The organism is Acinetobacter sp. YH12155, assembly GCF_013418255.1.
In the GTDB taxonomy this organism is placed as follows: domain Bacteria; phylum Pseudomonadota; class Gammaproteobacteria; order Pseudomonadales; family Moraxellaceae; genus Acinetobacter; species Acinetobacter indicus.
The window spans coordinates 18,526-40,324 of the sequence record NZ_VPCK01000022.1; the positions used below are offsets into that span (position 1 = coordinate 18,526).

A 21,799-nucleotide genomic window follows, 5' to 3' on the forward strand; every position below is an offset into this window, starting at 1 on the left:
AAAAGAGCGCCCAGACAAAGCCGCGTGTTGCAACACAGCGTTGTAGATTTGCAATCTTGCCGCAGGTGGCCATCTGCCGCCCCAGAGCCGGGGACAATTTGTTATAATGGCGCAGTCACTCAAATACTTAGCCAGGGTCTCCCATGTCCAAGCCATATTTAATTGCGCCTTCTATTCTTTCTGCAGACTTTGCCCGTTTAGGGGAAGAGGTAGAAAAAGTGCTTGAAGCCGGTGCTGATGTTGTCCACTTTGATGTCATGGACAATCACTATGTACCCAACCTCACCTTTGGTGCAGGCGTATGTAAGGCCCTGAAAAATTATGGGATTCAGGCGCCAATTGATGTGCATTTAATGGTCTCTCCGGTGGACCGCATGATTGGCGACTTCTTGGAAGCCGGTGCCGATATTATTACCTTCCACCCGGAAGCTTCGGACCATATTGACCGTTCGCTGCAACTGATCAAATCGGGCGGCGCCAAGGCGGGTCTGGTTTTTAACCCGGCAACGCCGCTGCATTATCTGGATTATGTGCTGGATAAAGTCGACCAGATTTTATTGATGAGTGTGAACCCGGGCTTTGGTGGCCAGAAATTTATTCCTATGACCCTGGAAAAATTACGTCAGGCGCGTCAGATCATTGATGCCTCAGGCCGTGATATTCGCCTTGAGGTTGATGGTGGTGTTGGCCCGGCCAATATCCGTGAAATTGCCGAAGCCGGTGCCGATATGTTTGTGGCTGGTTCAGCGATTTTTGGCAAACCGGATTATAAAGCTGTGATTGATGAGATGCGTGCCGAACTGGCCAAAGTCGGTGCCGTGAATACCTAATAAAACTGGATAAGTTATCGGCACCCTGTGGATAACTTTGTGATTAACTCTATGGATATCTATGTTGATAACAGTATGGATAACCGGATTAATTTATAAACAGTTGTGCATCAATCGTTTGCCAATTAGACGTAAAATGTATAAAAAGGACTCAAATGAGTCCTTTTTATTTGAGCAAAAGCCCTAAAATTCCTGCTTTTTTATTCAGCTCTGCTTAAGAGTTATACTGCACAATAAATAACTTTATTATTTTATTGATATGTAAAAAAATCTTCCCGGCAGCAGCAATTTAAAATTTAAAGCATTGTGTATAACTTTGAATTTCTCTATGCTGGTTTGCACAGGCGTTTAGCTGTTTTAAGCAGCTTCAACGCTGGGGTTTGGTCTTATGGGGTGAGGAAATCCTGTTGTATACACAGCGCAGACAACCGGTGTGGTTCAGCTATCTGATGGCATTTGTCATGGGATGGAGTAGTCTTGTGCTGGCGGTTGTACAACCAGCGCATGCGGCCATGCAACTGTCTAACTCTGCCGCGATCACCAGTGCGAAATCATCCCTTTCATCACCTACACCTTGTCATGCTGAAAAGGCAGATTCTCCTGTAGAACAACATCACCCAAGCCATCATAGCACCAGTCCATCTGTACAGTTACCCGACTGCGAGCAGGTACATCATCCAGAGCAGCATTTAAACTGTCAGGATTGTCCACCCCTACATTGCCAGCCGGGTCTGAGCTATCTCAAGATTGCGCTCCCTGTGCTGGAACAGGCAAGCCCGACCTTTGAGTCTGAGCCGCACTTTCATCTCTATCATGCCCAGCATTTACCCGGCTACTGGCAGGAAATCCTGCGTCCACCGAAAACCTTATCCTGACTTTAAAAACTTTTCTTTTTTTATTGTTTTAAGGATAAATCATGTCAATTCAATTGCGTCAGGCCATCGTGCTTGGCTTATGTCTGTGCGCATCGTCCTGGGCGATGGCCGCAGTCCGGGAATATCATCTGTATATTGATGAGCAGCCGGTCAAGCTGACCGGAAAAACTGTCAAAAAAATAAGTGTGAATGGCCAATTCACAGCCCCCTTGCTTGAATTTGAGGAAGGTGATGAAGCGGTGATTCATGTGCATAACCAGCTTCAAAATCGCGATTCTTCCATTCACTGGCATGGTCTGTTATTGCCGGGTGTAATGGATGGCGTGCCGGGCTTTAACGGCTTTCAGGGCATTGCGCCGAAGGGACATTTTACTTATCGCTTTCAGCTACGGCAGCAGGGCACCTACTGGTATCACGCCCATTCCAAAGGTCAGGAGCAGGATGGGCTATATGGCCCGCTAGTCATTTATCCCAAAGGCAAACAGCCTGTGGCTGCGCATGAGCAGGCCGAGCGGGATTATGTGGTGATGCTGTCCGATTTTCACGCATCTTCCAGCGACACGATTTTAAATAATCTGAAAAAGTCGGCCGAATATTATCAGAACCAGCGTGAAACCCTGGCCGATGTGTTGCAGCAGGTGAAACAGCAGGGCCTGAAACAGACCTGGCAGCAACGTTCCATGTGGAACCAGATGCGTATGCTTAGAACCGATTTGTCGGATGTCACCGGTTATCAGTTTTTAATCAATGGCAAAACACCGGAACAGGCCTGGACCGGGCTGTTCCGACCGAATGAAAAAGTGCGTTTACGTTTTATTAATGCCTCGGCCATGTCGTTTTTTGATGTACGCATTCCGCAGCTCAAAATGACCGTCATCAGCGCTGATGGCCAGCCGGTCCAGCCGGTGCCTGTAGATGAGTTCCGGATTGGGACAGCAGAAACCTATGATGTACTGGTGGAACCAAAAGCCGGCCATTACCAGATTGAAGCAGAATCAATTGACCGTTCAGGCTTTGCCATTGGTAGTTTATTGCAACAGGGCATGCAACCACCGCCACTGCACATGCCAACCGCACGACCACGTGCGGTATTGACCATGGAAGATATGGGACATGCTGCTCATGGTGCAGAAAGTACTGCGCCACATGCGGTACATAGTGCGTCATCCACATCTTCGACCCTGCAGCATCCATCGATGACGCATGCTGCCATTAAAGAGACTGAATCTTTAACGGTAGCCGAAGATCATCCTGCAGTGCATTCATCGCATGCAACGCAGGCGCAGTCAAAATCTTCGGCCAGTTCGGTCCCTCAAGGTTGGGCCAATGCCTCAACACCCGCCGGACATAAAGCACTTCGCTATGCGGACTTAAAAGCCTTAAAGCCGCAGCCGGATACGCGCGCGCCGGTGCAAGAGCTGGTGATTCGTTTGGGCGGCACGATGGAACGTTATATCTGGACCATCAATGGCAAGAAATTTAGCGAGGCTGAACCGTTGCAGGTGGCCTATGGCGAACGGATTCGGCTGAAATTTATCAATGACAGCATGATGGCGCATCCGATGCATTTGCATGGCATGTTTATGCAGCTGGAAAATGGCCAGGCCGCTGCCGACCTGCCAAATAAACATACCCTGATTGTACCGCCTGGAAAAACCGTGAGCGCGTTATTGACCGCCGATGAGCTGGGGGAATGGGCAATCCATTGTCATCTGCTGTATCACATGAGTTCGGGCATGATGAATAAGTTAGTGGTGGCACAGGTGATGCCAGAGCAGACGGCTTCATTACCCGCAGCTCCATCTGCGCTGCCAGCTGCTGTTCAGTCTTCGGGAGATGCACATGCACATCACTAATTTTGCCCGTTTCAATCTGCTGGGAGCCATGCTGTTTGCGACACCGATGTTATCGGCGCAGACACAGCACCCATCTTCTCACGCTACAGAACATGAAGTTGTACCGCAGACGTCAGTAAAATCTGTCGATATGCATGCACAACACGAGCAGATGATGCAGGCTGAACATCAGCAACATCAGCAACATCAGCAACATCAGCAACATCAGCAACATCAGCAACATCAGCAACATCAGCAACATCAGCAACATCAGCAACATCAGCAACATCAGCCCATGAACATGCTTCATCCGGTGGAGAAGGCTGCAACGGCAACAACGCATGATCACGGGCAGGAGCATGGCGGGCAGTGGTATCAGTCCAGTATGCTGGAATCGAAATGGATGCAGCATGCGGGTGGACGCGGAGTATGGCAGTCCGAGCTGGAAAGCCGGATCGGAACTGATGAGAACAAGCTGTTTTTCAAACTGCATACCGAGCAGGCCGAGTCGCAACAAGCTGAATATGAGGCACAGGTTTTATATAGCCGGATGATTTCTGATTTTTGGGATATCCAGGCTGGTGTAGCCTATCAGCAGGAGGATCAGACTTCGGCACAGCAATGGCGTGGTGTGGTTGGCCTGCATGGGCTAGCGCCGTATTTCTTTGAAACCGAGGCCTATCTGTCCCTTGCCGAAGATCAGCAGGTGCAGCTGAGTCTGGATACTGAGCGGGATTTTTTGCTGACCCAGAAACTGATTCTGGCACCTTATTTGCAGGCCAAGCTGGTACTTTCAGATGAATCGGCGCAGGCGCAGAAAACCGGTTTAAACCAGCTGCAGACCGGACTACAGATGCGTTATGAAATCAGCAAAAAAGTCATGCCGTTTGTAGATGTGGCCTATGGCTATCATAAAGGGCTGGCCCAGACAGCTCAGCAGGATGCGACGGAGTCGGAACAGGGCTGGCAATATGGTGCCGGGCTACGGTTGAAGTTTTAAAGCATTTATCCATACACCGGATGGGCTTTGGTTCATCCTTTTGCTTGCTGGAGAAACGACCTATGCCCCAGCAAGCAATTTATTCACTCAAGTGAAAAAGTTTGAATCGCATTATCTGGGTTGTGATTTTCAGTCCCTCTTGAGCTGAAGCTTATTCCCCTCCAACGGTGTTTTACTGGCAGGCGGCGGATTTTTGCTATACTGATACCGTAATTCTGGAGGAACGACCTCCCTTAAAGGTGCTGTCTTTAAGAAAAATCGTCAGGACGGCCTGACTCTATCTGAATAATGGAGGAGGGCGTGATGGCCTGGATCGTATTAATTTTTGCCGGTATTTTTGAAATTGTCTGGGCTTATTTTATGAAGCTTTCAGATGGTTTTACCAAGCTTACCCCAAGCATTCTGACCATTTTCTTTATGGTGCTCAGTTTTGGCCTGCTGGCCTATGCCATGCGTAGTTTGCCGCTGGGCACGGCCTATACCATCTGGACCGGAATTGGTGCGGTCGGTTCTTTTCTGGTGGGTATTTTTGTACTGGGCGAGCCGGCATCGGCCATGCGTATGCTGGCGGCAGTGTTAATTATTTCCGGTCTTGTGCTGATGAAACTTTCATCGGCATAATCAAGCTAGACTAAAACTGAACAGGAGAAGGAGATGAAACTTGCATTTATGTATATGCCTTCTCCGGTCGGGCGTTTAAAACTGGTGGCTACAGACAGCGCGCTGGTCGCTGTGATCTGGGACAATGAAAATCCCAAACGGGTCCGGCAGGCCGAGCTGGTAGAGCAGTTGGATCATCCGATTTTACTCGACGCACAACAACAGCTGAATGAATATTTTCAGGGCCAGCGCCAGACTTTTGAACTGCCTTTAGATTTTGAAGGCACAGAGTTTCAGAAAAAAGTCTGGCAGGCGTTGCTGAATATTCCTTTTGGCGAAACCCGAAGCTACCGGCAAATCGCCGAGCAGGTCGGCAGTCCCAAAGCGGTACGGGCCGTCGGCGCGGCCAATGGTCAAAATCCAATTTCAATTATTGCACCCTGTCATCGGGTGATTGGCAGCGGCGGTAAACTGGTTGGTTTTGCTGGCGGACTAGACAATAAAGAGATTCTGTTAAAACTGGAACAACAACAAAAATAGCCACAGATATTTTGTGGTGTTGCATTGCTTAGTGCAGGCCAATAAACAGCTTAAATCAGTAAGCATCCGTTGATTAAAAAAATAGATCACTATCCAGATTGAGTGCCCTCAAGCAGATGGAATCTTTCAGTATCTGCCTGATAATGAAGATTAAACCAGCATTATCATTCCTGAATGAAACACCGTTTTATGCTAGAGTCGGGTCAAGATCATCACCATTAAAATAAAACCGAAATGCATGATGTAAATATTTTGCGTATGTTGATTTCACAGCTGTGGTGGCTGTTGCTGATTCTGCTGGGCTTGAGCCTGCTGCGGGTGTTTCTGCCGGATTTAAAAGGCAAAATTGGGGAATGGGCTGTTCAGCGACAGGCCAAGCAACATCTGGATGAGCGTTATATTTTACTTAATGATTTGACCTTGCCCGATCAGGATGGCGGCACCACACAAATTGATCATGTGCTATTAAGTCCTTTTGGCGTCTTTGTGATAGAAAGCAAAAACTATAAGGGCTGGATTTTTGGCAGTGCGCGGCAAAAAATGTGGACCCAGAAAATTTATAAAAAGAGTGATTAATTCCAGAATCCCTTGCATCAGAATTACAAACATACTCAGGTGTTGAGTCATTTGCTGGCTGATCTGCTGGAGCCGGAACATTTACATTCAATAGTGGTATTTATGCCGGGCTGCGAATTTAAAACAGAGATGCCAAAGCAGGTATTTCAAGGGACAGGCTGGGTAAATTACGTACAGGAGTTCCAGACCGAAGTCATCTCCGCCATGCGCTTAAAACGTTTGCAATTACGACTGGAAAAAGAAGTACTGGACCCGTCCTGGCAAACCCGGCGCGCGCATGTGGCGCAGCTTAAATCCAGACATCATCAAGACTGAACCCAAGTATCGTGTTGAGCTGAGTCGTCTACGCTTACCAAACTCTCCTGAACTGTTGAATAAGCACTATATTTTTCTGGCTCTCAGCTTGCTAGATTGGTGGATATTAGCCAATTTTTGCCAGATGTTCAGGCCGGAACAGGAGCGTTCACGATGTCAGAGCCGTATCTACCGTATACCCCGCAGGTTGAACAGGAACAGCCGAATGAAAGCCGCTTGATTGAAGATATTATCGAGCATATGGCCCAAGCCCGACAACAGGTGTTTGACAAGCATCGCCATGCAGTCCGCGATGCGCATGCCAAATCACATGCATTTCTGAAAGGTATTTTGACCGTGCCGGTGTTGCCGCCGCATTTGGCGCAGGGAATTTTTGCCGAGCCAGGACATTATGATGTGATGGTGCGTTTATCGGCTGCGCCGGGAGATTTACGCAGTGACCAGGTGCCAGTACCGCATGGCTTTGCCTTAAAAATCCTGAATGTGCCGGGCGCACGCTTACTGGCCGATGATCCGAGTGATGGTAAAAACCAGGATATTCTGATGGTGAATATTCCGGTGCTGGCCTTTGGCACGCTGCGTAAATACCAGCAGATGCTGCCTCTGGTGACACGCGCGGAACAGGCGCCCGATCCGATGTTAAAAGGCATGCGCAGTATGGCGCGCAGTTTAAATACACTGGTGGATAAAGCCGGTTTAGAAGTACCGGTAACTTTAAAAGGCTGGGCGCGCAGTCAGAACCATATTCTGGGCGAGACCTATCACACCATGGCTGCACTGCGTTATGGCGACTATATGGCAAAACTCAGTGTGGCGCCGGAATCGACCTCGGTACGTCAGCTGACCAATATTCCAATGCAGATTAGCCATGACTCCAGCATCCGGGATCTGGTCCGCGATTTCTTTAAGCACCATAGCGCCGATTATGTATTGCGTGCGCAATTATGTACCAGTCTGGAACGGATGCCCATTGAAGATGCCTCGGTATTATGGCCGGAAGAAGAATCTGCGCATCAGACCATTGGTACCTTACATTTTCCCAAACAGGACAGCTATAGTCCGGAGCGGCGGGTTTATGCCGATGATGTGCTATCGTTTAACCCGTGGCATGGCGTGCAGGCGCATCAACCTTTGGGTTCAATTATGCGGGTACGTAAACAGGCTTATGAACGTTCCGCCTCGTTCCGGCACCGGATGAATACCCAGCCGCGAGCCGAACCGCAGCAGCTGGATGATATGCCGGATTAAAGGGCTTCAGATTCAGGTCGAAAAAATACCTGCCATGGGGCAGGTATTTTTTATAGCAGGTATTTTTTATATTAAGGATTAAAAGCGTTTTGGAATCTTCTGACCATTCGGTACCGGACTTTCTGCCTGTTTTAGTACCCCAAACAGCCAGGTTTCAGCATAATTCACAGCGGCTTGCAGTTCATCACCTAGTGCTAAACGGCCGGCAATAAAGCTGGCCAGCGAGCAGCCCGAACCGTGGTATTCGCCTTCTAAACGCGGGCAACGGGTTTCTGAAATCAGTTCACCATCTATATATAAAGCATTGCGGATGTGATCCGGGGTATCTTCATGGCCGCCTTTAACCAAAACCGCCTTGGCACCCATCGCAAACAGTTTCTGGGTGGCCAGTTCCAGATCATCTTCACCGGTCAGGGCACGCAGTTCTACCGTATTCGGGGTCAGTAAGGTTGCCAGTGGAATCAGCTCGACAAAGGCCTTGACCAAAGTCGCCTGATCACCCAGAGAGCCACCGCTGTTGGCGACCAGAACCGGGTCCAGCACATAGTAATAGTCCGGATGTTCTCTCAAGAAATCTGCCAGCGCTGCAATATTGTCGGTGGTGCCGAGCATTCCCGATTTAACACAGCGAATTGGCAGATCGTTCACCACGGCATTGGCCTGGGCCAGTAGCAATGCTTTGGAAGTGGCTTCAAAGCCAAACACCTGCTGCGAGTTTTGCACCGTGAGGGCGGTACAGGCAATGGCCGCATGTGCGCCACTTTGACCAATCGCTTCAATATCAGCCTGTAAGCCCGCGCCCCCAGAGGGATCTAAACCAGAAAAGCAAAGTACCGTTGGACGCACATCCATATCCTTCAATCATGAATTTACGTTAGTATAGGCAACTTTGAATCAAGTCTCGAGTGTATTTCACGGTCGAAGGGGGAGAAAAATTCATGATTAAACATCTGCTGATTGATTTGGATGGCACCCTGACCGATCCAAAAGTGGGTATTACCACCTCGGCGCGTTATGGACTGGCAAAAATTGGTCATCCACTACCAGAATCTGAAAATATTGACTGGATTATTGGTCCGCCACTGAAAGCTTCACTGGCAAAAATTTTACAGGTTGAACCGAATGATGTGCTGGCGGAACAGGCACTGATGGGTTATCGCGAGCGTTTTGCCGTGACCGGTTTATATGAAAATAAGGTTTATCCGACTGTGGCAGAAACCTTGCAAACCTTGAAACTCCAGGGCTATCAGCTGTTTTTAGCCACGGCCAAGCCGACCATTTATGCACGGCAGATTCTGGAGCATTTTGAGCTGGAACAGTATTTTACCGGCATTTATGGCAGCGAGCTGAATGGTGATCGGACCCATAAAGATGAATTAATTGCCTATATTCTGGAGCAGGAACAGCTGCAGGCCAGCCAATGTCTTATGGTCGGCGACCGGGAATATGATGTGCTGGGGGCGCGACATAACGGCATCGAAGCGGTCGCGGTCGAATATGGTTATGGCACGCTGCAAGAGCTGGATCATGCTGCACCGAAAGCCCGTATTCAGCAGTTTTCCCAGTTGCCGAATGTGGTGGCTGACTTAAATAGTGCATTGGCATTCTGTCAGGCTTAACATAAAAAATCCATTCGGCTGATGCTGTATTCATCAGTCGGTGGATGAATTTCCCATGTGTCTGATCACATCGACGGGTCCGGGTAACTCGCTAAAACATCAGCCTTCAATATTTAAATACAGGCTTTCTTTGACTTCTTCCATTACCACATAACTGTGCGAAGAGGCTGAGGCTGGCAGTTTTTTCAGTAAATCGCCAAGTAAACGCCGGTAGGCGCTCATTTCTTTGAGCCGTGCTTTAACCAGATAATCAAACTCGCCGGAAATCAGATGACACTCGAGCACTTCCGGAATATCCACCAGATCTCGCGCCACTTGATCAAACACATCGCCCGATTTGGCCGACAGTTTAATCTCCAGAAATACCAGCAGTTTCTTGTCCACCAGTTCAGGATTCAGGCGGGCATAATAGCCCATAATAATGCCATCGCGTTCCAGCCGTTTAACCCGTTCCGAGCAGGGCGTGGTGGATAAATTGACCTTGGCCGCCAGCTCACTAATCGCAATCCGGCCATTGTTTTGCAGGATGTCCAAAATCATGCGATCAATCCGGTCTAATTTACGCATCTAAAAATTCCTTTATTCCAAAAAATATCCTGAAAAAATGGGCGGATTATCTGAAAATACCCACTAAAAATAGCAAAATTCACTATTGATCCGAAAATATACTAGTTAAATAAACTGGAATGTATTTGAGGTCAAGTCTATGCGTGTAATTGTGTTGGGAAGCGGTGTCATTGGGGTGACCAGCGCATATTATCTGGCGCAGCAGGGTGCAAGTGTGACGGTGCTGGATCGTCAAACCGGGCCGGCGGAAGAAACCAGCTTCGGGAATGCCGGACAGGTTTCACCGGGCTATTCAACGCCGTGGGCAGCGCCGGGGATTCCATTTAAAGCCGTGAAGTGGATGTTCCAGCATCATGCACCTTTGGCCGTGAATTTGGATGGCAGTATGTGGCAGTTACAGTGGATGGCGCAAATGCTGAAAAACTGTAATGCGCAGCACTATGCTATTAATAAAGAGCGGATGGTGCGGGTAGCCGAATATAGCCGCGATTGCCTGAGACAGTTACGCCAAGACACCGGAATCAGCTATGAAAACCGCTCTAAAGGTACACTGCAGCTGTTCCGTAAAGATGCCCAGCTGGATGCTGTACAGCGTGACATTGAAGTATTAAAAGAAAGCGGTGTGGAATATGAGCTGTTAGACCGTGATGGTCTGGCACGGGTTGAACCGGCTTTGGCTGCGGCCAAGGACAAACTGGTTGGTGGTTTGCACTTGCCTAATGATGAAACCGGCGACTGCTATCTGTTTACCAATGCGCTGGCCAAACTGGCACAGGAGATGGGTGTTGATTTCCAGTTTAACCAGAATGTAGAAAAACTGCTGGTTGAAGGCGACGAGATTAAAGGCGTGCTGGTCAATGGCAAAGTGCTGACCGCAGACCGTTATGTATTAGCCTTTGGCAGTTATTCACGTGAATTCCTGAAACCGCTGCATCTGGAGCTGCCGGTCTATCCGGTGAAAGGTTATTCGCTGACTGTGCCAATTGTCGATCCGGCCATGGCGCCACAATCAACAGTTCTGGATGAAACTTACAAGATTGCCATTACCCGTTTTGACCAGCGGATTCGTGTCGGTGGTATGGCTGAATTAAGCGGCTTTAACCTCGGTCTGAATCAGGATCGTCGTGCCACTTTAGAAATGGTCACCAAAGATTTATTCCCGGGTGGTGATTTACCGCAGGCCAGCTTCTGGACCGGTTTACGTCCAATGACGCCAGACAGCACCCCGATTATTGGTGGCACCCGCTATAAAAACCTGTTCCTGAATACCGGTCACGGGACTTTAGGCTGGACCATGGCCTGTGGTTCGGGCAAGTTAATCAGTGATCTGGTGATGCAGCAGCAACCGGAAATTAGCACTGAAGGCTTATCGTTACAGCGTTACGCTGCTTAAGGTATTGATTCAAGGAAGAACGATGTCCAGACCAATTCAGGCGGTGGTGCATCTCGATGCACTGCGCCATAACCTGCAGATTGCCCGGCAGTATGCTGGGGATAGTCAAGTTTATGCCGTGGTCAAGGCTAATGCCTATGGTCATGGCATCGAGCGGGTCTATCCGGCTTTTCAGTCCGCCGATGGCTTTGCCTTGCTGGATCTGGCCGAGGCACTGAGATTACGCCAGCTGGGCTGGCAGGGTGATATTCTGTTGCTGGAAGGCATTTTCTGTCTGGAAGATTTATTGGTCTGTCAGCAACATTGCTTGAGCTTTAGTATTCACAGTGCCCATCAAATTGACTGGTTACAGCAGTTCCAGCGTCAGCAGCCAGAGGCCCGTTTTCATGTCTATCTGAAAATGAACAGTGGCATGAACCGTCTGGGTTTTGCACCCGCTGCTTACCGGGACGCCTTTGCCCAGTTACAGGCACTGGAAATTGTCACCTCTATTACCCACATGATGCATTTCTCCGATGCCGATGGCGAACGTTTTGGTGCGCCGGGCATCGACTATCAGCAGCAGTGTTTTGAACAGACCATTGCCGGCCTGCCTGGCCAGCGTTCACTCTGTAATAGCGCGGCATTGCTGCGTCATGCGCCGGCCCTGCACAGCGATGTGATGCGTAGCGGCATCATGTTGTATGGCAGTTCGCCCGATTTTCCACAGCATACGATTCAGGACTGGAACCTGAAACCGAGCATGAGCCTGCGCAGTGAAATTATTGCTGTCCAGCAGCTGAAGGCTGGAGAAAGTATTGGCTATGGCTCCAGCTTTGTTGCTGAACAAGCCATGCGGATTGGCGTAGTGGCCTGTGGCTATGCCGATGGCTATCAGCGAATTTCTCCAAGCGGTACACCGGTACTGGTCAATTCGCAGCGCAGCCAGACGCTGGGTCGGGTCAGTATGGATATGCTGGCGGTCGATCTCAGCCATCTTCCTGACGCCGATATTGGCGCTGAAGTGGTGCTGTGGGGCTATTCCAGCAGTGGTGCCATCTTGCCGGTCGATGAGGTCAGTCAGGCAGCCGGTACCGTTGGCTATGAGCTGATGTGCGCCATCACCGCCCGGGTGCCGTTTGTGGTGCAGGCATAAAATTTTATTCAACAGGATCACAACATGAGTTCTCAAGATATTCAACGTATTCACAGCACTGAAGTGATGAGTGCGGCAACGGTATTTAATCAGGTGGTCTATCTGTCGGGTCAGATTCCGAAAACCACTGCCGGGCAGGACATCACTGCGCAAACGCAAGAAGTGCTGCAGACCATTGATACGCTGCTGGCCGAAACCAATAGCGATAAAAGCCGGATTTTATCTGCGCAACTCTTTTTAAAGAATCTGTCCGATTTCCAGACCGTGAATGCGCTCTGGATTGAATGGTTGCAGGGCCATGCCACACCGGCACGCGCTACCATTCAGGCGGAACTGGTCAACCCGGACTGGCTGATTGAAATTGCAGTGACCGCTGCACAGAAATAAGCCGTCTGGTTTGGTTTTCTCTCCCAGCCACTGACGCTGCGTACAGCCCAAGATAGGATTTGTTGGGATGTACAGGACCATCATTGCAGGATGACGTATGCACAGCCTGCGCTGATGGCAGGGTCAGGGCACAATAAGGATATTGAACATGACTTCCTCTCGTCACGATGACGTTCATTCGTCGCCACATGAATTACAACGCAAACTCTCCAACCGGCATCTGCAGTTAATTGCCATTGGCGGCGCTATTGGCACCGGACTGTTTATGGGCTCCGGCAAAACCATTGCCTTGGCTGGCCCATCCATCCTGCTTATTTATATGATTATTGGCCTGATGTTTTTCTTCCTGATGCGCGCATTGGGTGAAATCCTGCTGTCCAATCTGCACTATAAATCCTTTATTGATATGGCGCATGAGCTGATCGGGCCGGGTGCGGGCTACTATATTGGCTGGTCCTACTGGCTGGGCTGGATTCTGGTTGGAATTGCCGATCTGGCAGCCATCATCAATTATCTCGGTTTCTGGCTGCCACCAGATACCACGTTTACTCCCATGGGGCAGGCGCTGATCAGTGTCGGTTGTGTGCTGTTTGTACTGGGACTGAATTTACTGACGGTCAAGCTGTTTGGTGAAATCGAGTTCTGGTTTGCCCTGATCAAGATTCTGGCCATCTTAGGCCTGATTGGTATTGGTGGCTATATGGTCTTTAACCAGTTTGCCGCGCCAGATGGCACCACTGCCAGTTTTCAGCATGTCTGGTCACATGGTGGTATGTTTCCACAAGGCGGTAACGGTTTTCTGGCCGGTTTCCAGATTGCGCTGTTTGCCTTTGTCGGGGTGGAGCTGCTGGGCACCATGGCGGCTGAAACCAAAGATCCGGAAAAGAATTTACCCAAAGCAGTCAATGCAATTCCGACCCGGATTATCCTGTTTTATGTGCTGTCTTTATTTGTGGTGATGTCGGTGACGCCGTGGAACCAGATTCCGGCAGACCGTAGTCCGTTTGTGTCGTTGTTTTTACATGCCGGTATTCCCACCTCTGCGATTATTATGAATCTGGTGGTGTTATCTTCGGTGATGTCTTCCATGAACAGCGGTGTGTTTTCGACCAGCCGCATGCTGTTTGGCCTGGCGCGTGGCCGGCAGGCGCCACAGGCGTTGGCGACCTTGTCAAAACGGGCAGTACCGGCCAAAGGTCTGCTGTTCTCCTGTCTGTTTATTATGGCCGGTGCAGCCTTGCAGTATTTTGTGCCGAATACCGTTGAAGCCTTTACCTTGGCCAGCTCGCTGTGCGTGATTCTGTTTATTAGCATCTGGGGCATTATTATGGTGTGTTACCTGCGCTATCGTAAACTGCAGCCGCAGTTACACGCTGCTTCACGCTTTAAAATGCCGGGCGGGGTGCTGATGAGCTATGTGGTGTTGGCCTTCCTGCTGTTTGCACTGGTGATTCTCAGTCTGGAGCCGGATACGCTGAAAGCACTGCTGGTCAGTCCGTTGTGGCTGGTGATTTTAACCGTGACTTACTATGGTCTATATAAACCGCGGCTGCGTAAATACCAGCAATATGCCCAGACCGAGCAATATGCCAAGTCAGAAACCCTTCGCTAGCCCACAAAAAAGCCTCGTATCAAACGAGGCTTTTTTTATCTGTTCTTCGATGGAGCTAGAACACAGGTTTCACCACCACCAGAATCACAATTGCAAATAACAGCACTGTCGGCATTTCATTGAAAAAGCGCCAGAACTTGTGTGACTTGTAATGGGCATTGCGAATCAGTTTCAGACGGTAATAACCGCAAACCAGATGGTAAATCACCAATAATCCGACCAGTGCCACTTTCAGGTAAAACCACAAGGCATCGTGGTAGTTCCGGGTGGCATCACCCCAATCTACCAGAAAGTGGGCGGTAATTAGGGTGGCAATCATGGAAGGCCACATAATTCCGCGGTACAACTTGCGTTCCATGACTTCAAAACGCTGATGACTGACCGCATCTTCACTCATGGCATGGTAAACATATAACCGTGGCAGATAGAACAGTGCAGCGAACCAGCACACCACGGCAATAATATGTAATGCTTTTACCCATAAAAAAGCATCAGAAGGTGCATCCATCGAAAATCCTATTTAGGGATTATGCATCCCATTTCTTGAAAATCAGACAAGCGTTTACGCCGCCAAAACCAAAACTGTTACTCATCACAGTATTCAATTTTGCGTCACGTTTTTCAAGTACGATATCAAAGCCTTTCGCGCCTTCATCCAGCTCGGTCACGTTGATGTTTGGCGCAATAAAGTCGTTTTGCATCATCAGGACAGAGTAGATCGCTTCCTGTACACCGGCAGCACCCAGGCTGTGACCGGTCATAGATTTGGTCGAGCTCAGGGCTGGTACCTGGCCTTCACCAAAGGCACGTTCCATGGCTTTCAGTTCAGTCACGTCACCTGCAGGGGTAGATGTACCGTGTGTGTTCACATAGTCAATCGATTCAACACCATGCTGTTTGGCTTCATCCAGCGCCATCAGGATACAGCGTGTTGCACCTTCACCGCTTGGCGCAACCATGTCAGCACCATCCGAGTTGGCTGCATACGCGACCACTTCTGCCAGAATGTTGGCACCACGTGCTTGTGCATGTTCCAGCGATTCCAGTACCAGGAAGCCACCGCCGCCGGCAATCACGAAACCATCACGGTCTGCTGAATATGGACGAGAAGCAGTTTCTGGGGTGTCATTGTATTTGGCACACAGCGCACCCATCGCATCAAACAGCAGGCTTTGTGACCAGTGATCTTCTTCACCACCGCCAGCCAGCATAAGATCCTGTTTACCCAGTTGAATCAGGTTGTAGGCATAACCAATCGCATCGGCAGAAGTTGCACATGCGCTGGTAATCGAGTGCGCAACGCCTTGCAGTTTAAAGGCAACGCCCAGGTTGGCCGTAATGGTGTTTGACATGTTACGTGGTACAAAGAATGGGCCAATTTTACGCGCGCCTTTTTCTTCCAGTAATTCCACCATTTCAACCACAGATGCAGTCGAGTTGCCGCCTGAACCACCGGCAATACCGTAACGCGGGTTACCAGCTAAATCTTCAACTTTCAGGCCGGCATGTTCAATGGCTGCTGCCGCTGCGTTATAGGCATACATTGCACACACGCCCATGAAGCGTTTTAAACGACGGTCGATATTGTCAAAATTCTGTTCTGCAGCTGCACTGACATGGCTCTTAAAATTCAGTTCAGCATAAGTCTGGTTAAAACGTGTGCCTGAAATACCATTTTGCAAAGAGTGGGTTACATCTTCTAATGTATTACCAATGCACGAATTAATGCCCATGCCAGTGATTACAACACGTTTCATCTACAGTTCCCTTATGGTGATATTATCGGGTCCAACCCTGGAGACTGTCGGCGCAAATGCCGGTGTCCAGTGCATTTCCCAAGTTTTTCAATTGGATTCATAATAACAGAAAGAATTTTGAATTCTTATGGCAAATCCTATGCCTCTTTGGGAATGACCAGATTTGGGGAGCAGACTACGTGAACATAACCAAAAGAAACACAATAAGGTTGAGATAAACGCAGACTATACCTAGTATTTAGCAATAAATCTTAAGAAAGAAAATGAGGAGCAAGAATGACAGATTCTAATAATAAGCAATCAGGCGGATTCCTCTCGAGTGCGTTTGGAGTGGCTAAAAAGCTCAGTCATACCGGCATTGACCTGGTTCAGCATGTGGCGCCCGGTTCGACCAGTAAAGAAGAGGCGGGTAGCAGTCAGGGGCGGGTAGTGGAAGGCAGTGCCAGCCCGGTATTCGGCCGCCATTCATCGCGTTATGACAATCCGCAGCAGGTACTGAAGGCACATTTGCCGCAGGTCTCACGTCAATTGCTAGGTCGTCATTATAATAAGGTCAATAATCTTGCCCATTTTGTGGCGCCTCAGTTTTCCGATAAGGTGTCGGATTACTTCTTTCACCAGCTAAATACCTTCACCTCCAATATCAGTTCGGTCGATGCAGTTTTAGATGAAGCCGGAGTACGTGACTTAGAGGAACTGACCCAGGATGTGAACCGTTCCAAACGCATCAGCCAGGCGCTGGCAGAGCAGAATAAATGGCTGGCCTCGATTCAGGGCGCGATCACCGGGGCTACCGGCGTGATTGGAACCGCGGTAGATGTGCCGGTTTCGATGATCATGTCGTTACGTACCATCTATCAGGTTGGGCGTTCGTATGGCTTTGAGCTGAATAAAGAAGAAGGCCAGGCCATTGTGCAATATATTTTCAAACAGGTTGATCTGGGTCTGATTGCCGAAAAGCAGGCAGTCTTGCTGGGTATTAAAAGCGTGCTGAACATGCTGCAAACCCATGATGTGCATCAGTTACAGCAGCTGGTCGGTTCCAGTAATGATATGGAAGCGCTACGTAAATATCTGGTCAATGAGCAGGGCGAAATGAAGTGGCAGTGGATGAACTCAATGCCGAAGTTCTCGCTGTTAAGCAAATTAACCCCGGTGGCGACAGCCTCGGTTAGTGCCGCCTATAGCTGGAAGCTGGTCGAACATGTGCACCAGAAAGCGCAGGAAGTGTTCTCGCATGCCCGTGAATATCTCATCCAGCATAAGGGCAGTCAGCTGTCCCCGGTCGATGCCTATGAAAAAGCCGCAGCCTTACTGGCACAGGCCGCACCAAAATTACTGGAACAGCCAGCTGCGGCTACACCGGCCGTCGATGAGCTGAAGCTGGATCAGGATATTGAGCTGCAGCAAAACAGCACCATCTCCAAGGTGAAAATCCAGAAAAAATCGGCAGAGGAAAAGCCGGAGCCGGAACAGATCGATCAGGATATCCAGCAGGGCCTAGAGCAGCTGGCCGATAAAATGGTTGAGCCGAATGCTGCGGTAGAGCAGCAAAAACCGGCGATTCCACCGGAATCGATTGAGCCGGAACCTGAAGAGAATGAAGACTTTGACGACACACCACCGGCAGTGGAAGAGCCGCCAGAAACAGATGCAGAACCGCAAAAAGCAGACGCTGAGAAACCGGTAGCGAAGAAGGTTACAAAAAAGCAAAAAGCGCAATAAGGTGCTAATACCTTAAAAAGCAGTAAAATTAGCCTTTAATGCGGGAATGGTCAATATTTGCCGGTCTGTCGAATATTGACCATTTTAGTATCTTGACTTACAATTGCATGCCCTCAAAAAGTAGTATGTTTTTGGGGCTTTTTATTAACGGGAGAATTGCCACATGGCAACAACAAATCAGTTGATCCGTAAGGGTCGTACGACTTTAGTTGAAAAATCTAAAGTTCCTGCGTTGAAGGCTTGTCCACAACGTCGTGGTGTTTGTACACGTGTTTACACAACTACACCTAAAAAACCTAACTCAGCAATGCGTAAAGTTTGCCGTGTTCGCTTAACTTCAGGTTTCGAAGTTTCTAGCTATATCGGTGGTGAAGGCCATAACCTGCAAGAGCACAGTGTTGTTCTGATCCGTGGTGGTCGTGTTAAAGACTTACCAGGTGTACGTTACCATACCGTTCGTGGTTCTTTAGACTGTGCTGGCGTGAAAGATCGTAACCAGTCACGTTCTAAATACGGTACTAAACGTCCTAAGAAATAATCTTTCGAGATTAAGCTCTTAGTTCGCTAGAACTGCAATCCTTTATCGTCTCGCTTGTCTGATTTCTGCATTTATTTTGTGAATATTCAAGCGACGTATAGTAAGGCCAGCGAATGCATACGACACTTTATGCTACTGCTGGATTAACCTGAAGTGTCATATTTATAGGTAGTTTTAAAATGCCAAGACGTCGCGTAGTCGCTGCTCGTGAAATCCTTCCGGATCCTAAGTTCAGCAGCCAAACAATCGCTAAATTCATGAACCACGTAATGCAAGATGGTAAAAAATCTATTGCTGAAAGTATCGTTTACGGTGCTTTAGACCGCGTTCAAGAAAAAAACAAAGTAGACCCAGTTGAATTTTTTGAAGCTACGCTTGAAAAAGTTCGTCCTATGGTTGAAGTAAAAGCACGCCGTGTTGGTGGTGCTACTTATCAAGTTCCTATGGAAGTACGCCCATCCCGTCGTACTGCTCTAGCGATGCGTTGGTTAGTAGATGCTGCTGCTAAGCGTTCTGAAAAAACTATGGCTTTACGTCTTGCTGGTGAGTTGCTTGATGCAGCTGAAGGTAAAGGCGCAGCGGTTAAAAAACGTGAAGATGTGCACCGTATGGCTGAAGCCAACAAAGCCTTCTCTCACTACCGTTTCTAAGCGGATAAAACAGGACCTAATCAGGAGGGTGATGAATTTAGTTGTCACTAGTTTGTCATCAAAGCGCTTTAAGTTGCTATGCAGCTTAAAGCGTCCTGTTTTAAACAACAAAATTTAGGAATGCTAGAAATCATGGCACGTCAAACCCCAATTTCTCGTTACCGTAACATTGGTATCTCTGCGCACATTGACGCAGGTAAAACAACCACTTCTGAACGTATTTTGTTCTACACAGGTGAGAGCCACAAACTAGGTGAAACTCACGAAGGTTCAGCAACAACTGACTGGATGGAACAAGAGCAGGAACGTGGTATTACCATTACTTCAGCAGCTGTAACATGCTTCTGGAAAGGTATGGCTAACCAATTTGACCAACACCGTATTAACGTAATTGACACCCCAGGACACGTTGACTTCACAATTGAAGTTGAGCGTTCTATGCGTGTTCTTGACGGTGCATGTATGGTTTACTGTGCTGTAGGTGGTGTACAACCTCAGTCTGAAACTGTATGGCGTCAAGCAAACAAATATAAAGTACCTCGTTTAGCGTTCGTTAACAAAATGGACCGTACTGGTGCAAACTTCTTCCGCGTAGTTGAACAAATGAAGACACGTTTGGGTGCTAACCCAGTGCCTATCGTTGTTCCAGTGGGCGCAGAAGACACATTCACAGGTGTTGTTGACTTAATCGAAATGAAGTCAATCATCTGGGACGAAGCTTCTCAAGGTATGAAGTTTGAATACGGCGACATTCCTGCTGATCTGCAAGATACAGCTGAAGAATGGCGTACAAACATGGTTGAAGCTGCTGCTGAAGCATCAGAAGAACTCATGGACAAATACCTGGAAGAAGGCGACCTTTCTAAAGAAGAAATCGTAGCTGGTCTTCGTCAACGTACATTAGCGGGTGAAATTCAACCTGCAATGTGTGGTTCTGCATTCAAAAACAAAGGTGTTCAACGTATGTTGGACGCAGTGATTGAATTCCTTCCAGCGCCTACAGACGTAGAAGCGATCAAAGGTATCCTAGACGACAAAGACGAAACCGAAGGTTCTCGTGAAGCGTCTGACGATGCTCCGTTCTCTGCGCTTGCGTTCAAAATCATGAACGACAAATTCGTAGGTAACTTAACGTTCGTACGTGTTTACTCAGGTGTTCTGAAAGCAGGTAGCCCGGTTTACAACCCAGTGAAAATGAAACGTGAACGTATTGGCCGTATCGTACAGATGCACGCAAACGACCGTCACGACATCGAAGAAATTCGTGCGGGTGACATCGCGGCGTGTGTAGGTCTTAAAGACACGACTACGGGTGATACACTGTGTGACGAAAACAACGTAATCACACTTGAGCGTATGGAATTCCCAGAGCCAGTAATTCAATTGGCTGTTGAACCTAAGACCAAAGCTGACCAAGAAAAAATGTCAGTTGCGCTTGGCCGTTTAGCGAAAGAAGATCCATCGTTCCGCGTATTCACAGACGAAGAATCTGGTCAGACTATCATCGCTGGTATGGGTGAGCTTCACCTTGACATCATCGTTGACCGTATGAAGCGTGAATTCAACGTTGAAGCGAACATTGGTAAACCAATGGTTGCTTACCGTGAAACGATCAAGAAATCAATCGAACAAGAAGGTAAATTCGTTCGTCAAACTGGTGGTAAAGGTAAATTCGGTCACGTATACGTACGTTTAGAACCGCTTGATCCTGAAACTGGTAAAGACTACGAGTTCGCTGAAGAAGTTGTTGGTGGTGTAGTACCTAAAGAATTCTTCGGTGCGGTTGACAAAGGTATCCAAGAACGTATGAAGAATGGTGTCCTTGCTGGTTACCCAGTTGTTGGCATCAAAGCAACATTGTTCGACGGTTCTTACCACGATGTCGACTCTGACGAATTGTCGTTCAAAATGGCGGGTTCTTACGCATTCCGTGACGGTTTCATGAAAGCAGATCCTGTTCTTCTTGAACCTATCATGAAAGTTGAAGTAGAAACTCCAGAAGACTACATGGGCGATATCATGGGTGACTTAAACCGTCGTCGTGGTATGGTTCAAGGTATGGACGATTTACCTGGCGGTACTAAAGCAATCCGTGCTGAAGTTCCACTGGCTGAGATGTTCGGTTACGCGACTCAAATGCGTTCTATGTCTCAAGGTCGTGCGACTTACTCTATGGAATTTGCTAAATACGCTGAAACTCCACGTAACGTGGCGGAAGGCATCATCGCTAAATTCCAGTCTGGCGGTAAAAAAGGTGACGACGAGTAATCTTTCGATTACTATATTGCCTAACTAATTTTATAGTTAAAATCTAATGCTCATGCAGTGATCCTGCATGAGTAATCTACAAAGGAAGATGAACATGGCTAAGGCTAAGTTTGAACGTAATAAGCCACACGTTAACGTGGGCACAATCGGTCACGTTGACCATGGTAAAACAACTTTAACAGCTGCAATTGCAACTGTATGCGCGAAGAAATTCGGTGGTGAAGCGAAAGATTACGCTGCAATCGACTCTGCTCCAGAAGAAAAAGCACGTGGTATTACAATTAACACTTCTCACGTAGAATACGATTCTCCAACTCGTCACTACGCTC

The 21,799-nt window shown here is 48.4% G+C and carries 21 protein-coding genes and 1 pseudogene; 18 read left to right on the forward strand and 4 right to left on the reverse strand.

All coding sequences use genetic code 11. The annotated features are described in order from the left end of the window. Positions 1–143 precede the first annotated feature (143 nt). From rpe to FTU86_RS12015, 8 genes and pseudogenes are all read left to right on the forward strand, one after another. Positions 144–830: a ribulose-phosphate 3-epimerase gene (rpe, locus tag FTU86_RS11980; RefSeq protein ID WP_075175405.1), complete on the forward strand. Its 687-nt coding sequence runs from the start codon at positions 144–146 to the stop codon at positions 828–830. Positions 831–1,309: 479 nt separating this feature from the next. Then, positions 1,310–1,705, forward strand: coding sequence for a hypothetical protein (locus FTU86_RS11985; protein WP_180048537.1), 396 nt, complete (start codon positions 1,310–1,312; stop codon positions 1,703–1,705). A gap of 41 nt (positions 1,706–1,746) precedes the next feature. Further along, positions 1,747–3,561, forward strand: coding sequence for a copper resistance system multicopper oxidase (locus FTU86_RS11990; RefSeq protein WP_168405806.1), 1,815 nt, complete (start codon positions 1,747–1,749; stop codon positions 3,559–3,561). Between the two features lie 274 nt (positions 3,562–3,835). After that, entirely contained in the window at positions 3,836–4,540 is a 705-nt protein-coding gene (locus tag FTU86_RS11995) for a copper resistance protein B (RefSeq protein WP_373684803.1), read from the forward strand. Between the two features lie 303 nt (positions 4,541–4,843). Continuing rightward, positions 4,844–5,161: a quaternary ammonium compound efflux SMR transporter SugE gene (sugE, locus tag FTU86_RS12000; protein WP_005179881.1), complete on the forward strand. Its 318-nt coding sequence runs from the start codon at positions 4,844–4,846 to the stop codon at positions 5,159–5,161. Positions 5,162–5,194: 33 nt separating this feature from the next. After that, entirely contained in the window at positions 5,195–5,680 is a 486-nt protein-coding gene (locus tag FTU86_RS12005) for a methylated-DNA--[protein]-cysteine S-methyltransferase (protein ID WP_005179878.1), read from the forward strand. A gap of 234 nt (positions 5,681–5,914) precedes the next feature. Beyond that, a pseudogene (locus tag FTU86_RS12010) lies at positions 5,915–6,571 on the forward strand (nuclease-related domain-containing protein). A gap of 153 nt (positions 6,572–6,724) precedes the next feature. Next, complete coding sequence (locus tag FTU86_RS12015) at positions 6,725–7,819, forward strand: catalase family protein (RefSeq protein WP_160241035.1); 1,095 nt, start codon at positions 6,725–6,727, stop codon at positions 7,817–7,819. A gap of 78 nt (positions 7,820–7,897) precedes the next feature. On the opposite strand, the gene FTU86_RS12020 is transcribed toward FTU86_RS12015, so the two are convergent. After that, positions 7,898–8,665, reverse strand: a complete 768-nt coding sequence (locus tag FTU86_RS12020; RefSeq protein WP_016659477.1) for a hydroxymethylpyrimidine/phosphomethylpyrimidine kinase — start codon at positions 8,663–8,665, stop codon at positions 7,898–7,900. 92 nt (positions 8,666–8,757) lie between these two features. Between FTU86_RS12020 and FTU86_RS12025 the strand changes: the two genes are divergently transcribed. Further along, entirely contained in the window at positions 8,758–9,438 is a 681-nt protein-coding gene (locus FTU86_RS12025; protein ID WP_005179868.1) for an HAD-IA family hydrolase, read from the forward strand. A gap of 99 nt (positions 9,439–9,537) precedes the next feature. Here the strand turns inward: FTU86_RS12025 and FTU86_RS12030 are convergent, their stop codons facing one another. Then, on the reverse strand, positions 9,538–10,005 hold the full coding sequence (locus tag FTU86_RS12030) for an Lrp/AsnC ligand binding domain-containing protein (protein WP_005179867.1): 468 nt from the start codon (positions 10,003–10,005) through the stop codon (positions 9,538–9,540). Positions 10,006–10,144: 139 nt separating this feature from the next. Between FTU86_RS12030 and FTU86_RS12035 the strand changes: the two genes are divergently transcribed. The 4 genes from FTU86_RS12035 to FTU86_RS12050 all read left to right on the forward strand — a co-directional run bounded on the left by FTU86_RS12035 (position 10,145) and on the right by FTU86_RS12050 (position 14,532). Then, positions 10,145–11,398: a D-amino acid dehydrogenase gene (locus FTU86_RS12035; protein ID WP_168370696.1), complete on the forward strand. Its 1,254-nt coding sequence runs from the start codon at positions 10,145–10,147 to the stop codon at positions 11,396–11,398. Between the two features lie 22 nt (positions 11,399–11,420). Continuing rightward, a complete protein-coding gene (gene alr / locus FTU86_RS12040) occupies positions 11,421–12,533 on the forward strand; it encodes an alanine racemase (RefSeq protein ID WP_180048539.1) in 1,113 nt (370 codons plus the stop codon). A 24-nt stretch (positions 12,534–12,557) separates the two neighbouring features. Further along, the gene (locus tag FTU86_RS12045) at positions 12,558–12,920 is read left to right on the forward strand and encodes a RidA family protein (RefSeq protein WP_005179861.1); all 363 of its coding nucleotides are present in this window, start codon (positions 12,558–12,560) and stop codon (positions 12,918–12,920) included. Between the two features lie 148 nt (positions 12,921–13,068). Then, positions 13,069–14,532 (forward strand): amino acid permease, encoded by a 1,464-nt coding sequence (locus tag FTU86_RS12050; protein WP_180048540.1) that lies wholly within the window; start codon positions 13,069–13,071, stop codon positions 14,530–14,532. A gap of 55 nt (positions 14,533–14,587) precedes the next feature. On the opposite strand, the gene FTU86_RS12055 is transcribed toward FTU86_RS12050, so the two are convergent. Together FTU86_RS12055 and FTU86_RS12060 are read right to left on the reverse strand one after the other, a co-directional pair. Further along, positions 14,588–15,040: a CopD family protein gene (locus FTU86_RS12055; RefSeq protein WP_180048541.1), complete on the reverse strand. Its 453-nt coding sequence runs from the start codon at positions 15,038–15,040 to the stop codon at positions 14,588–14,590. 19 nt (positions 15,041–15,059) lie between these two features. Then, a complete protein-coding gene (locus FTU86_RS12060) occupies positions 15,060–16,289 on the reverse strand; it encodes a beta-ketoacyl synthase N-terminal-like domain-containing protein (protein WP_005179853.1) in 1,230 nt (409 codons plus the stop codon). 276 nt (positions 16,290–16,565) lie between these two features. On the opposite strand from FTU86_RS12060, the gene FTU86_RS12065 reads away from it, so the two are divergent. The 5 genes from FTU86_RS12065 to FTU86_RS12085 all read left to right on the forward strand — a co-directional run. After that, on the forward strand, positions 16,566–18,014 hold the full coding sequence (locus tag FTU86_RS12065; RefSeq protein ID WP_180048542.1) for an EcsC family protein: 1,449 nt from the start codon (positions 16,566–16,568) through the stop codon (positions 18,012–18,014). A gap of 163 nt (positions 18,015–18,177) precedes the next feature. Next, positions 18,178–18,552: a 30S ribosomal protein S12 gene (gene rpsL, locus FTU86_RS12070; protein WP_002050319.1), complete on the forward strand. Its 375-nt coding sequence runs from the start codon at positions 18,178–18,180 to the stop codon at positions 18,550–18,552. A 179-nt stretch (positions 18,553–18,731) separates the two neighbouring features. Beyond that, positions 18,732–19,202, forward strand: a complete 471-nt coding sequence (rpsG, locus tag FTU86_RS12075) for a 30S ribosomal protein S7 (RefSeq protein ID WP_005179845.1) — start codon at positions 18,732–18,734, stop codon at positions 19,200–19,202. 132 nt (positions 19,203–19,334) lie between these two features. After that, a complete protein-coding gene (fusA, locus tag FTU86_RS12080; RefSeq protein WP_104490194.1) occupies positions 19,335–21,470 on the forward strand; it encodes an elongation factor G in 2,136 nt (711 codons plus the stop codon). 94 nt (positions 21,471–21,564) lie between these two features. After that, positions 21,565–21,799: GTP-binding protein (locus FTU86_RS12085; RefSeq protein ID WP_228151524.1), on the forward strand; the 235-nt coding region annotated here is incomplete at its 3' end.